A 13,186-nucleotide genomic window follows, 5' to 3' on the forward strand; every position below is an offset into this window, starting at 1 on the left:
CTTACTCCCCTTTTTGGTTAGTGCTGTACCCATCCGGATGGGATTGATGCCAGCTCCAAGCACTCGCAATGACCTTGTCCAGATCTGTATATTTTGGCTCCCAGCCAAGCACTGCCCGGGCTTTATCTGAGGAAGCAACCAGTACCGCAGGGTCACCTGCACGACGTGCTTCCATGACGACCGGAATGTCGAGGCCAGTTACTTTCTTCGCTGTTTCGATCACCTCTTTGACGCTGAACCCTTGACCGTTGCCAAGATTGAACACGTTACTCTCTTCACCCTTGCGCAGATAGTCCACAGCACGAAGGTGCGCATCGGCAAGATCGCTTACGTGGATATAGTCACGGATACAGGTTCCGTCTTCAGTAGCATAATCGTCTCCAAAAATCGCAATATGCTTGCGCTGCTTCAAGGCCGTTTGGAGCACTAGCGGAATCAGATGGCTCTCCGGCTGGTGATCTTCTCCAATCTTACCGCTGTCATGGGCACCGGCTGCATTAAAGTACCGAAGGGATACATACTTGATGCCAAGCACTTTATCAAACCAGGACATCATGCGCTCCATCATGAGCTTGGTCTCACCATATACATTGGTCGGCTCTGTGCGGTCGCTTTCCTCGATAGGTACTTTTTCAGGCTCACCGTACGTTGCAGCCGTAGAGGAGAAGACAATTCGTTTAACGTCTGCATCCTTCATCGCCTCGAGCAGAGACAATGTACCGAACACATTGTTATCATAGTATTTTCCTGGGTTTTGCATACTTTCACCGACAAGGGAATTCGCTGCAAAGTGAATGACTGCATCAATCTCGTTCTCGGAGAACAGCTTCGCCAGCACCTCCTTATCCCGAAGATCTCCCTCGTATAGCTTACCGCCAAGGAGGGCCTCCCGGTGACCTGTCTGCAAATTATCAAGCACAACCACTTCCTCACCGCGCTCAAGCAGCGCTGCAACGGTATGAGAACCGATATAACCTGCTCCACCTGTTACTAGAATCGCCATCGTATTACGCCTCCCCTTTCAATTCTTTAACGCCGTCGCCAACGCCGCATACATAGAAATCTCCAGTGAGTCCAGTCCGTTCCTTGTACGCTGCACCAACCTCCTGCACAAACCGATCCACATCGTTCTCATGCACAAGGGATACGGTACATCCACCGAAGCCTGCACCTGTCATGCGGCTGCCGAGTGTACCTGGAATTTTGCGAGCCTCTTCAACCATCACGTCGAGCTCTTCACAGCTTACTTCGTAGAGGTCACGCAAGGAATCATGAGAAGCATTCATCAGCTCCCCGAAAGCTTGGAGGTCCCCGCTGCTAAGTGCATCTACTGAGGCCAGCACACGAGCATTCTCTTCCACAACGTGCTTGGTCCGTTTCTTCAGAATGTCATCTCCCAAAGCTGACTCCAATTCACTGTATTGCGCTGGAGTAAGCTCTGCCAGATAGGACAGTGAAGGCAGCTGCTCCTTCAGAATAGCCAGGGACTGATCGCATTGCTGACGTCTCTCGTTGTAAGCTGAATCTACAAGACCGCGGCGTTTATTCGTGTTGCCAATAATCAGCTTGTAATCTCCCGTACGGAATGGCACATGCTTGTATTCAAGTGTGTCACACATCAGCAGAATGGCATGGTCTTCTGCACCGTTCGCTACCGCAAACTGGTCCATAATGCCGCTGTTCACTCCAACATACTGGTTCTCAGCGCGCTGAGAGAGCAGTGATATTTCAACTGTGTCCACCTTGCCTCCTTCAAGTGTAAGCAATGCGTATGCAGTTACTACTTCGATTGAAGCAGAAGAGGACAGCCCTGCGCCGTTCGGAATCTCGCCATGGAACATCAGGTCGTAGCCTTTTGTGATGCTCGTGCCTGCCTTAATGATCTCAACCATTACACCGATCGGATAATCGATCCACTCGCCTGATTTTTCCTTGCCGATATCCTCCACCTTGATTACCGCTTCATGCGAAAGGTTGGTGGAATAAAAATGGATCTCGTCATCCTGGCGTTCGCGAATGATCAGCGTTGTTCCGAATTCAAGTGCGGCTGGGAGAACATAGCCTCCGTTATAATCGATATGCTCACCGATCAGGTTCACACGTCCAGGAGCGTTAAACACGCGGATTTCAGCAGAATTTTCACCATATTTTTCAGTAAACTGTTGTTTGAGTTGTTGTACGTTCATTAACCTTCACCTCTTTGTAAAAGTTGTTTTAAGCTTAATCAAAGTATACATGGAAGCGTTATTAACGGTAATGTATGCATGTGTTGAATCTATGGACAAATGTGACTACGGATAACTTGAATACATGGAAAACACTGGTTTTCATTCATATGTACTCCCTGCTTTTTATGGTATACTAATGACGTGATACCTATACTTTTACGTACATTATTGCTCTGTAAGTCCGCTTGCAGAAGAAAGGAAACACCCAATAATGCAGGATTCATATTCAGTAGCTTCCAATCCCGTCGATTACGAGAATAGTCCGCTGCACGTCCTCTTCGTTGGCGAGAGCCAAACCAAACCGGGACATGCGCTGGGACCGAAAATATATGATTACTACCTTCTTCATTATGTGGAGTCAGGCAAGGGTGTTTTTCGTACAGAGAGCCGCACTTACCATTTGTCCGCAGGGCATATTTTTTTGATTCATCCTTCGGAGCTGGTTAGTTATGTATCCAACGAGGAGGAGCCCTGGCGCTATCGCTGGATGGCTTTTACGGGCAGGGAGGCCGATAAGCAGGTGAAGGACGCCGGGTTCAGTCTTGATCAGCCAGTGATTACAACCGCGCAGGACAGTAGAATGTCGTCACTCCTATCCACGATGCAGAATGCCTTTTTCGAAAAAAAAGAAAGTGCTCACCTCACCTCCATCGGCTGCTTATATCTGATCTTCGCTGAGGCCAAAGAAAGGCTTGTGCTCGAGTCTGCAGTAGCCATGACGGATTCTCAGGTAGGCCGGACGGTGAAGCAGATGATTCAATACATGTCGACTCAGTATGCCCATCCGATCTCCATCGAACAAATGAGTGCAAGCTTGGGTTATAATCGCGCTTATTTGTCCCGTATTTTCAAAAAAGAAATCGGACTCTCGCCAGTCACGTATTTGCTGAAGCTGAGGATTGATAAGTCCAGACAGCTGCTTAGAGAACGGCCTGAGCTGTCCATAGAACAGATATCTGCCTCTGTCGGGCTGCCGGATGCACTGTATTTCTCGAGACAATTCAAACGGTTCTATAGACACTCACCCAGCGCATATCGCAAACAGATGCAGGAGCAGTCCAATGGAACCTCTCCAGACTGAAGTCATGCGCATACTTGAGCATATTCTACTTACTAAATAGTAAAAAGCCTGCCTATGAATTTGATCATAAGGCAGGCTTGTTCTTTTGTCACGATAGAAACAATAGAATCAGGCTCGAGTCCTATCCCCTTAGCTGTCTTTACGCAGGATCGATTCGATATCTGCTAATTCTTCGGGAGAAAAGTCCAGGTTGTTAAGAACCGCTACATTCTCTTCGATCTGGCTCGGGCGGCTTGCTCCAATCAATGCAGAAGTCACTCTTCCTTCTCTAAGCACCCATGCGAGGGCTAACTGAGCAAGACTTTGACCGCGGGAAGCAGCCACCTGGTTTAAGGCACGTACTTTACGCAGTGTTTCTGGTGTGATCTGAGTCTCATTCAAGAAGACAGAGCTGCTCTTAGCTCTGGAATCTTCAGGAACTCCATTCAGATACTTGCTCGTCAGTACCCCTTGCTCAAGCGGGCAAAAAGCGATGCTTCCCACACCATTTTCCGTCAATACGTCCTGAAGTCCGTCTTCAATCCAGCGGTCCAGCATGGAATAACGAGGTTGGTGAATAAGTAGAGGGGTGCCCAGCTTATTCAGAATATGTACAGCTTCCTTCGTTTTTTCAGCTGAATAATTCGAGATCCCGACATACAATGCCTTGCCGGAACGAACGATATGATCAAGCGCCTGCATTGTCTCTTCCAGCGGAGTGTCTGGATCAAACCGGTGAGAGTAAAAAATATCGACATAGTCCAGTCCCATACGCTTCAAGCTCTGATCCAGGCTCGAGATCAAATATTTGCGTGATCCCCATTCACCGTAAGGTCCCTGCCACATATGATAACCGGCCTTCGTCGAGATAATCAATTCATCCCGATAAGGCTTCAAATCTTGAGCGAGCACCTGTCCAAACAATTGTTCAGCAGAACCAGGTGGGGGCCCATAATTGTTAGCCAGATCAAAATGAGTGATCCCCAGATCAAATGCTCGTCTAATCATGTCTCTGCCATTCTCAAGCGAATTGATTCCGCCAAAATTATGCCATAATCCAAGGGAAATGGCCGGCAGTTTAAGTCCCGAGCGGCCTACCCGGTTATATTTCATTTCATCATAACGTCTATGATCAGCTACATATGCCATATCTCATCTTCCTCCTGTAATAAATCGATTAAAATGTATCTTCCATTTCATTTATTCATGATAGACCCAAAACTACAGCTTGACAAGAAAACGTTTACAGATAGTGTATATCATTCTTATTTCCCCGACAGCAAAAGAACCCCCTTTCGCTAATCAAGAAAGGCAGGCTCATGACAAATTGTTATAATTTTGTGTTTACTTGGTCCAGTACACGGCCAATGGGTTCGGTAATCAGCAGATCGGCCCTGCTGTCATAAGGCGTGGGTGTAGCATTTAGCAATACGGTATGTCTGCCTTGAAAATAGGTCACGAGCTGTGCAGCAGGCTGAACGGTTAACGAGGTTCCTCCGATAATCATCAGATCGGCTTCAGACAGCGCATCTACAGCATGGTAAAGTGTCGTCTGATCAAGCGACTCTCCGTACAGCACGACATCGGGCTTAATAATACCATTGCATTTATTACACTTAGGAACTAATGATTCGGATGCAAATATGGCATCAAGATCATAGAAATGGGCACAGTCCATACAGTAGTTGCGATGAACCGATCCGTGAAGCTCATGTACCTTCCCGCACCCTGCCGCCTGATGCAGACCATCAATATTCTGCGTAATGACAGCCGACAGCTTCCCTTCCTTCTCCAGACGGGCAAGCAAACGGTGCGCACCGTTAGGCTTGGCACGAGGGTGAAGCATTTTGGAACGATAAAAATCATAGAAAATGTCCGGATGCAGCATAAAAAAATCAATACTTAACAGCTCCTCAGGTGAGTAGGGAGAATGCTGTTCTGTCTGATAAATCCCGGCAGCAGATCGAAAATCTGGAATTCCACTCTCAGTGGATGTGCCTGCTCCGCCAAAAAACACGATTTTGTTACTCTCACGAATCCACGTTATCAATGGTTCAAACGCATCAGCCATTATCTTGCCCTCCCTTCAGCAGAATTTGATCATAATGGGTAATCACGGTATCGGCATGCTTCAAATAGGATGTATTTCCTGATGGGACAATGCCGATATTCAGCTGAGTACCTGCACTTCTTCCCATTTGCATATCTCCGTTACTGTCACCGATGACAGCCAGCTGCTCAGGAGAAAGTCCAAGTGCTGCACAAGCCGCATGCACACTTTCAGGATCAGGCTTGCTGCTCGTTACCCGGTCAGATCCAATTATAACATCAAAATAGTCGAGAACATCCAGCCATTCAAGATGCAATGCAGCATTTGAAGTTAAATCTGCAGTCACTACACCCAGCAAGAGCCCCTGTGTCTTGCAACGGTCCAGAAACGGAATCAGTCCGTCCAGTGGAATTGCATGTTCCTTGTTTATCGAATCGTTGGCTCTCGCGCTAATCTCACGAATACAGGTTACTGCATCATTCCAAGGCATACCGGCTGCATACAGCTGCCAGGCAAGCACTGCGGTAGACTCGCTTACCGTCGCAATTGCAAACGGTCCTTCGGCATCATAACCTGCAACCTTTCCTTGCGCATCATACCTGGTCCCCAGCACCTGCTCCCGCTGTCCAGTAAAGCTCTTACCCATTCCAGCCAACTGAGCTTCCAGTGCATCCAGCACATAATCTCCCCAAGGAGTCCACAATGCCTCTATGTCCAGAAGCGTTCCATCTTTATCGAATAAAATTCCCGAAATATCTGCTTCCTTCTGTCCGACCTTTAATAGAGCGATTTGAATCACTTCCTCTTTAAGTGACTTAAAAATTCTGACCGAGTGCTCGGTCAGAATTCATAAGGTTTTTTCTACTATTTCTCTTGAACGGCCTTTCGGTATACGTCCATATACTGCTCAGCTTTGCGACGGACATGAGTCATATCGCCGGTCTTGACGGCCTCTGCTGTCAGATCTGAACCGATTCCAACGGCGACCGCTCCTCCCTTGATCCAGTCTCCCAGATTGCTTAATGACACTCCCCCGGTTGGCATAAAATTCGCTTGCGGAAGCGGGCCCTTCATCGTTTTGATAATCGAGGGATCGTATACATTCCCTGGGAATAGCTTAACGACATCTACACCAAGTTCCAAGGCCGACTGAACCTCGGCAATCGTCATCACTCCCGGCAGGATAGGGACACGGTACAGATTACACAATTTGACGGTCTCCGGATTCAAGGCTGGGCCTACGATGAACTCGGATCCTGCCATAATCGCAGCGCGAGCAGATTGCGGCTCCAGCACCGTCCCAGCCCCAATGATGGCAAACTCCTCTTCATTTGCTGCATTCCAGGAATATTTCTGGCTCAAACGCTCAATGGCCTGCAGAGCTCCAGGTACGGTCAGTGTGATCTCAATGACTTTGATGCCCCCTGCAATTGCCTGCTCTGCCATCTGAACAACCTGATCGGCTGAATCCGCGCGCAGTACCGCGACGACACCTTGCTCAAACATCTTATGTAGCAGCTCTAATTTTTTCATTGTTCTCGATTCCCCTTCGCATGATTAATGAATGGATTAACCTAATATAATTAGTTAGCGTTCAATATGGTGGGCATTGCTCAGCTTGGCCTTAACTTCAGCCGCTGTCGGAAGCGCTTCCCAATCTCCTACAGCTTGAACCATCAGGCTTCCTGTCAGACTGCCAATACCTGCGGCCTCTACAGGATTCAAGCCTTGCAAAACACCTGATAAAAACCCTGCCCCAAAACCATCGCCTGCGCCAACGGTATCTATAACTTGATCCGCTTTGACAAAGGGAACCTCCTCTACAGATCCCCGCTGCAGTACGTAGGTCAGCTCCGGGCCACCCTTAACAATGGAGACGGCATCAAGCTGTTTTAATCGATCTAATATTTTATCCGTATTCTCTTCCTCATAGAGCATCTTCAGTTCGTCCAGCCCCGGAAGAAAATAATCGGCCTCTTGTGCAAGGGACAGCAAGACCGGTCTTGCCTCTTGAAGTGTCCACAGCTTCAGCCTCAGGTTAGGGTCAAAGCTAACAAGCACACCTGCCTGCTTGGCGATCCGAACAGCTTCAAGGACCGTCTCCCTGCTGGATTCACTGATCGCTGCAGTAATACCTGTAACATGCAAAATTTTCGCTCTTGAAATGTAGTCAATATCAAGGTCAGAAGGCGTCATCTGGCTTGCAGCAGAAAATTTACGATAATAATGTACAGAAGATTTGCCCGGCACATTTTCTCTGATCATGAGTCCTGTAGCTTCACCTTCGCTCAGCTGAGCACGGGAGACATCTACACCTTCGCCGCGAATAGCCTTATATATCATCTGGCCCAGTGCATCGTTACCCAGCCTTCCAAACCAGCCTGCACGGTGACCCAGTCTCGCCAGACCAATCGCAACATTGCTCTCAGCCCCGCCAAAGGATTTGGACAAAGTGCTCGCATACTCCAGTCCGCGTGTATCCTGTGCCGTAAACAAACCCATACTTTCACCGAACGTTATGACTTCAGGCGAAGAATATTCCGTTTGATTTCCCATACCAATTCCCTCCCTCTCTCTTGTACCCTTCTTCATTTCCATTTAGGTGCGCATACTTTCAAATTCGTTTACTTATTCCATTGTTATCATCCATGGAACCGTTGTCAATCAACAATTCATATGTTTTTCCACAGAATATAACAAGCTGTTCATCGTCATGGTTTACTTTTCCGTTGACTATCCAAAATTTTCAAGTTTTATCCGTTTCATCTATTTTTACTCGTGGTAAGTACAAGCATATCCTTAACACCATTTTAAGAAAGAGGAGTGATTCATCCATGGCACAAACGCTGAAAGGAAATCGCCCCAAGATGACCCGTGCAGAAGCTGGGCGCCTCGGAGGAGAGGCAACATCCAAAAAGTATGATCGATCCTTCTATCAAAAAATCGGACGTAAAGGCGGCGAGACCACATCAGAAAATCACAGCTCTGACTTTTATCAAGAAATCGGCAGCAAAGGCGGAAAAGCCACTGCCAGCTCTCATGATCGGAGCTTCTATCGAGAAATCGGCCGTAAGGGAGGCCTTCGTTAGGATTAAAGTCCCCCCAGAAATCACCTTAAATTTGTAGAAATATGACGTGATCTGTGATAGACTCATTTAAATTAGATTCTTACTATTAGCTCTTTAAAGCAGCACAGAAACAGTGACCGTTCATCATTTCGTGCATACTGCTTTCACATGTGCAGTTCAAATGCTAATCCATATTGATTCTTGGGGGGAAACAGACACCATGGCACCAAAAAAAATGCGTTCAGACATGATTAAAAAAGGTTTTGACAGAGCGCCGCATCGAAGCTTGCTTCGTGCAGCCGGGGTAAAAGAAGAGGATTTCGGCAAGCCATTTATCGCCGTATGTAATTCATACATCGATATTGTACCAGGTCATGTTCATCTTCAGGAATTCGGAAAAATTGTAAAAGAAGCTATTATTGAAGCTGGCGGCGTTCCATTTGAATTCAACACGATCGGTGTTGATGACGGGATCGCAATGGGACATATCGGTATGCGTTATTCACTGCCAAGCCGTGACATCATTGCCGACTCCGTTGAAACGGTCGTATCCGCTCACTGGTTTGACGGAATGGTCTGCATTCCGAACTGTGATAAGATTACGCCAGGAATGCTGATGGGTGCTCTTCGTGTAAACATTCCGACCATCTTCGTCAGCGGCGGACCGATGAAAGCGGGCCGGGACAAGAACGGACGCGCATTGTCACTTACTTCTGTATTCGAAGGTGTCGGTGCTTATCAAGCCGGCAAGATCGATGATCAGAGTCTGCTCGAGCTAGAACAATTCGGCTGTCCGACTTGCGGGTCCTGCTCCGGTATGTTCACAGCGAACTCCATGAACTGTCTTGCTGAAGCACTAGGACTTGCGCTGCCAGGGAATGGTACTATTCTGGCCGTTGCGCCTGAGCGTCGTGATTTTGTTCGCAAATCAGCCACTCAGCTGATGGAACTGATCAAGCTCGATCTGAAGCCGCGTGATATCGTAACACCAGAAGCAATTGACAATGCCTTTGCTCTGGATATGGCGATGGGCGGTTCCACCAATACTGTGCTTCACACATTGGCTCTTGCTCATGAAGCCGGCATTGAATACCCAATCGAGCGGATCAATGAAGTCGCGAACCGCGTACCGCATTTGTCCAAGCTCGCTCCTGCTTCTGACTATCATATTGAGGATGTGCAGAACGCAGGCGGTGTAAGTGCCGTACTAAACGAGCTGCTCAAGAAACCGGGCGCACTTCATGCAGAGAACATTACGGTTACTGGTAAAACGTTACGTGAGAACGTAGAGAATTCCCCAATCCTGGACGAGAATGTTATCCACAGACTGGATAATCCGCATTCCGAACGCGGTGGACTGGCCGTTCTCTTCGGTAATTTGGCTCCAGAAGGGTCCATTATCAAGGTTGGTGCCGTAGATCCATCTGTCGGCGGTTATCACAAAGGCCCTGCCATTTGCTTCAACTCTCAAGAAGAAGCTCTTGAAGGCATTGCCAACGGCAAAGTAAAAGAAGGCCATGTTGTCGTTATCCGATACGAAGGACCAAAGGGCGGACCAGGTATGCCAGAAATGCTTGCTCCAACTTCCCAAATCGTCGGTATGGGTCTTGGTGCCAAAGTCGGCTTGATCACGGACGGACGTTTCTCCGGTGCATCCAGAGGAATCAGTATCGGACATATTTCTCCGGAGGCCGCTGAAGGCGGACCGATCGCCTTTGTACACGATGGAGACCTCATTGAGCTTGATCTCAATAACCGTAAGATCGAGCTGCTTGTCAGTGAGGAAGAGATGGAGCGTCGTCGTGCCGAAGAATGGACCGAGTTTGAACCAAAAGTGAAAACAGGTTATTTGGCTCGTTACTCCAAGCTCGTTACCAACGCCAGCAACGGCGGTGTCCTGAAAATATAATACTGCACTTCTAAATAAAAGGGATCCAATGCGTGAATGGCATTGGATCCCTTATTCTTTTCCCGATAAATGAATAACCTATTATGCCACAGGCGGAGTACGCGTTAAATCCGCACTACCACCTGCTAATGAAATATCTTCTTCTTCTGAATAGCCAGTCTTAGCCAAGCTTCGTTGGTCATATACGGATTCTTTTTTAGGCTTCAATCCGTCACCGAAACGGTCAAATAAAATATCCATCGGCATTATGATCATTTTCGGAGTCATCTGCTGGCTGCCTTCTCTTAATCTGCCTTGACCTTCCGGATGTATTACACTCAGCAGTATTTTTAAATACACTGACGTTGAGGCCGCAAACAAACCGCGCGGGAGATCCAGCACCGAGAATCCAAACTGCTCGGGTCCACGATTGATCATGCTGACCCCGTATAATGCCTTCGCATTAGCCACTTCCGGATCGAGGGCTGCAATCTTGACGAGATCCGGCAGCTGCTTCTCCATCGTCCGAATCATACGGATAGCGAGATGAACAGAAGTTTTTGAAGAAGTTCCTAGCTGATACAGCTTTTTATTATCAAAATGAAGTTCTATGATGTCGTCTCCTTTTTGCAGGGAGTGACCATCTGGCAGCTCAATGGCTTTACCTTGATAAGGGCGCACTCGATAATGCAAGAATGGATCTTGAGGCGTTATCGTCTTCAGCTTGGTAATCATATGGAATATCTGCTCCCAACCGAGCCATGCCCGAACCACTAAACGTTTAAAAATTGACTGAATCTTCATAACTGCCTCCCTTCCCGGTATTGGCTGCTTAGCTGCATAATGCTGGGATATCATATCATCGATCCGTATACTTTGAATATCTCGGTGCCTTGCCTCTGACAGAACCCGATCCAGTGCAATGAGCATTTGAGCCGGTGCATGCCGATCTGCTCCTGGTGTCGTTCCACAATCATGAAGCACCATGACCTCACCGCCCCGCAGCTTCTTCAGCATCCGCTCTGTCAGTCGATCTGCTCCAACTCGTTCTCTCCAATCACCGAACATGCCCGACCATAATACTATGCGATGGTGATGCTTCTTGGAGAAATCAAATAAATTGGTAATTCCCCACGGTGGACGGTAATATAGTGCATGAGATCCAGTAATCTTATAAATGATGGAGCCGGTTCTTTCTATCTGCTGACGAACAACTTTGGGCGTCATCAGCCAATTGGTCTGATGTATATAATTGTGGATCCCAATCAGATGACCTTCAGCGTGCATTCTTCTTACCAGCTCGGGGTTGCGCTCCGCATGTTCACCCACAACGAAAAAGGTGGCCTTGGCTTTATGTTTCTTTAACAGATCAAGCAGCTGCGGCGTGTAGTCAGGATCCGGCCCATCATCGAAAGTTAATGCAAAATCCTTGAGATTCCTTCCGCGTCTGAATACTCGAAATCCGAATAAACGGCTAATTAAACTAGGTATAAATGCATAAAAAGATGTAATGTAAAAGAGCAACAGCAGCAAGTTCTGCATAACGGTATTCCTCACTTTTTTAGACTCGTAACGTGTGGTTGTAAGACGTACATTACAAAATCTTAAAAACAACACTAACTATTATTTTATCATATTGTGAATAAAATGAACCCTTGATTTTAAAATTAACGTATACTTCCTAGATAGGAGAATTACACACTTTTTAAAAGGAGTCGTTGTTATAATATGCTTCCTCTTTACAAAAAATATTGGCGAACCGCACTCGATGTCGGATTAATTGCGCTAACCGTATTTCTGATCATGTTTGTATCAAGCCAGCTGTACCAGATTGCCGCACCCGTATTTTTATCTTTTCTTGTATTTGTCATTATTGAGCCTTTGGCTAAGTTTCTACATAAAAGAGGCTTAAAGAAAGCCTTGGCGTCAGCCATTTCGGTACTTCTGTTCGTTGCTGTTCTCCTAGGCATCTTCTTCGGACTAGGCGTAATCATCGTATCGTCCATTACTCAATTCCAGGATAATATCCCGGCATATATGGCACTGATCCAGACCCAATTCACTCAGCTGCTCGAAATGTTTCAGACCCAGTGGAATGCATTGCCGGCAACCGTGACTGACCAAATTAATCAGAATTTTGAAAAAGTAACGGCAGCCCTCTCCTCCTGGGGCGCAGGCTTCCTTGGGTACATAGTCGGTATGCTGAGCTCCTTCTCCTCGTTTATCGGAAATTTTGCAGTGGCGATTATACTGGCTTTCTTCCTGAGCGTCGAGTTTGATATGTGGCGGATGATCACCAAAAGAAAAGCACCCAATACGCTTAAGCAAGCCTATCTGTTCTTGAAGAATCATGTATTCAAGGCAATTGGAGCTTATCTTAAAGCACAGCTTATACTCATCTCCATTACTTTTGTGCTTGTATTGATCGGTCTTATTATTCTTGGAACCGGAAACGCCCTTACACTTGCACTCATCGCAGCGGTACTGGATCTGCTGCCGCTGCTCGGGGTACCTGTTATATTTATTCCGTGGAGCATTTATTTGTTCATCGTGGGTGACGTCGGTACTGCAGTTGGCTTATTAGTAGTTATGGGTGTGACTATGCTCGTAAGACAACTGGCTGAGCCAAAAATATCAGGCAACTCCATCGGGGTAACGTCTGCCTATCTGATGCTGTCCTTTATGCTGATCTCGCTCTCGATCTTCGGCATTTCTGGCGTCATCCTCTCCCCAATCCTGCTCATTCTGATTAAAGAATTGTGGCAGCAGGGGTATTTGCAGCGCTGGATCCGATTGCCTGAGGACGAATTCCAATCTTCTCCTTTTGCCGTGGATGATCAGAACAACAGAAATTGATATTGAATTCAAAAAAAGGATAGCAGGCACGCAATA

General features: G+C 47.1%; 12 protein-coding genes. 4 read left to right on the forward strand and 8 right to left on the reverse strand.

What is annotated here, in order from left to right; genetic code table 11:
* Position 1: 1 nt before the first annotated feature.
* Positions 2–1,003 carry a UDP-glucose 4-epimerase GalE gene (galE, locus tag TCA2_RS19450; protein WP_047913278.1) on the reverse strand — a complete coding sequence of 334 codons (1,002 nt, stop codon included), beginning with the start codon at positions 1,001–1,003 and terminating at the stop codon, positions 2–4.
* 4 nt (positions 1,004–1,007) lie between these two features.
* Complete coding sequence (locus tag TCA2_RS19455; protein WP_047913279.1) at positions 1,008–2,186, reverse strand: galactokinase; 1,179 nt, start codon at positions 2,184–2,186, stop codon at positions 1,008–1,010.
* 253 nt (positions 2,187–2,439) lie between these two features.
* Here TCA2_RS19455 and TCA2_RS19460 point away from each other — a divergent pair, with 253 nt between their 5' ends.
* Positions 2,440–3,309, forward strand: a complete 870-nt coding sequence (locus tag TCA2_RS19460) for an AraC family transcriptional regulator (RefSeq protein WP_047913280.1) — start codon at positions 2,440–2,442, stop codon at positions 3,307–3,309.
* Between the two features lie 129 nt (positions 3,310–3,438).
* Here the strand turns inward: TCA2_RS19460 and mgrA are convergent, their stop codons facing one another.
* From mgrA to TCA2_RS19485, 5 genes are all read right to left on the reverse strand, one after another.
* Positions 3,439–4,437, reverse strand: coding sequence for an L-glyceraldehyde 3-phosphate reductase (gene mgrA, locus TCA2_RS19465; protein ID WP_047913281.1), 999 nt, complete (start codon positions 4,435–4,437; stop codon positions 3,439–3,441).
* A gap of 181 nt (positions 4,438–4,618) precedes the next feature.
* Positions 4,619–5,359 carry an NAD-dependent protein deacylase gene (locus tag TCA2_RS19470; protein WP_047913282.1) on the reverse strand — a complete coding sequence of 247 codons (741 nt, stop codon included), beginning with the start codon at positions 5,357–5,359 and terminating at the stop codon, positions 4,619–4,621.
* Complete coding sequence (locus tag TCA2_RS19475) at positions 5,352–6,137, reverse strand: HAD family hydrolase (protein ID WP_238546456.1); 786 nt, start codon at positions 6,135–6,137, stop codon at positions 5,352–5,354. Before TCA2_RS19475 ends, TCA2_RS19470 begins: the two co-directional genes overlap by 8 nt.
* Before the next feature lie 65 nt (positions 6,138–6,202).
* Positions 6,203–6,871, reverse strand: coding sequence for a bifunctional 2-keto-4-hydroxyglutarate aldolase/2-keto-3-deoxy-6-phosphogluconate aldolase (locus TCA2_RS19480; RefSeq protein WP_047913283.1), 669 nt, complete (start codon positions 6,869–6,871; stop codon positions 6,203–6,205).
* 54 nt (positions 6,872–6,925) lie between these two features.
* A complete protein-coding gene (locus TCA2_RS19485; protein WP_047913284.1) occupies positions 6,926–7,894 on the reverse strand; it encodes a sugar kinase in 969 nt (322 codons plus the stop codon).
* 278 nt (positions 7,895–8,172) lie between these two features.
* On the opposite strand from TCA2_RS19485, the gene TCA2_RS19490 reads away from it, so the two are divergent.
* Both TCA2_RS19490 and ilvD read left to right on the forward strand, forming a co-directional pair.
* The gene (locus TCA2_RS19490; RefSeq protein WP_047913285.1) at positions 8,173–8,427 is read left to right on the forward strand and encodes a KGG domain-containing protein; all 255 of its coding nucleotides are present in this window, start codon (positions 8,173–8,175) and stop codon (positions 8,425–8,427) included.
* A 199-nt stretch (positions 8,428–8,626) separates the two neighbouring features.
* The gene (ilvD, locus tag TCA2_RS19495) at positions 8,627–10,315 is read left to right on the forward strand and encodes a dihydroxy-acid dehydratase (RefSeq protein WP_047913286.1); all 1,689 of its coding nucleotides are present in this window, start codon (positions 8,627–8,629) and stop codon (positions 10,313–10,315) included.
* Between the two features lie 81 nt (positions 10,316–10,396).
* Here the strand turns inward: ilvD and TCA2_RS19500 are convergent, their stop codons facing one another.
* The gene (locus TCA2_RS19500) at positions 10,397–11,836 is read right to left on the reverse strand and encodes a polysaccharide deacetylase family protein (RefSeq protein WP_047913287.1); all 1,440 of its coding nucleotides are present in this window, start codon (positions 11,834–11,836) and stop codon (positions 10,397–10,399) included.
* Positions 11,837–12,022: 186 nt separating this feature from the next.
* Here TCA2_RS19500 and ytvI point away from each other — a divergent pair, with 186 nt between their 5' ends.
* Entirely contained in the window at positions 12,023–13,150 is a 1,128-nt protein-coding gene (ytvI, locus tag TCA2_RS19505; RefSeq protein WP_047913288.1) for a sporulation integral membrane protein YtvI, read from the forward strand.
* Positions 13,151–13,186 lie beyond the last annotated feature (36 nt).

Origin of the sequence: Paenibacillus sp. TCA20 (assembly GCF_000732325.1) — a bacterium.
In the GTDB taxonomy this organism is placed as follows: domain Bacteria; phylum Bacillota; class Bacilli; order Paenibacillales; family Paenibacillaceae; genus Paenibacillus; species Paenibacillus urinalis.

What these genes read in the sequence shown, in the direction of transcription:
- galE (WP_047913278.1), bottom strand. Translation starts at nt 1,003, where the DNA reads ATGGCGATTCTAGTAACAGGTGGAGCAGGTTATATCGGTTCTCATACC.
- TCA2_RS19455 (WP_047913279.1), bottom strand. Translation starts at nt 2,186, where the DNA reads ATGAACGTACAACAACTCAAACAACAGTTTACTGAAAAATATGGTGAA.
- TCA2_RS19460 (WP_047913280.1), top strand. Translation starts at nt 2,440, where the DNA reads ATGCAGGATTCATATTCAGTAGCTTCCAATCCCGTCGATTACGAGAAT.
- mgrA (WP_047913281.1), bottom strand. Translation starts at nt 4,437, where the DNA reads ATGGCATATGTAGCTGATCATAGACGTTATGATGAAATGAAATATAAC.
- TCA2_RS19470 (WP_047913282.1), bottom strand. Translation starts at nt 5,359, where the DNA reads ATGGCTGATGCGTTTGAACCATTGATAACGTGGATTCGTGAGAGTAAC.
- TCA2_RS19480 (WP_047913283.1), bottom strand. Translation starts at nt 6,871, where the DNA reads ATGAAAAAATTAGAGCTGCTACATAAGATGTTTGAGCAAGGTGTCGTC.
- TCA2_RS19485 (WP_047913284.1), bottom strand. Translation starts at nt 7,894, where the DNA reads ATGGGAAATCAAACGGAATATTCTTCGCCTGAAGTCATAACGTTCGGT.
- TCA2_RS19490 (WP_047913285.1), top strand. Translation starts at nt 8,173, where the DNA reads ATGGCACAAACGCTGAAAGGAAATCGCCCCAAGATGACCCGTGCAGAA.
- ilvD (WP_047913286.1), top strand. Translation starts at nt 8,627, where the DNA reads ATGGCACCAAAAAAAATGCGTTCAGACATGATTAAAAAAGGTTTTGAC.
- TCA2_RS19500 (WP_047913287.1), bottom strand. Translation starts at nt 11,836, where the DNA reads ATGCAGAACTTGCTGCTGTTGCTCTTTTACATTACATCTTTTTATGCA.
- ytvI (WP_047913288.1), top strand. Translation starts at nt 12,023, where the DNA reads ATGCTTCCTCTTTACAAAAAATATTGGCGAACCGCACTCGATGTCGGA.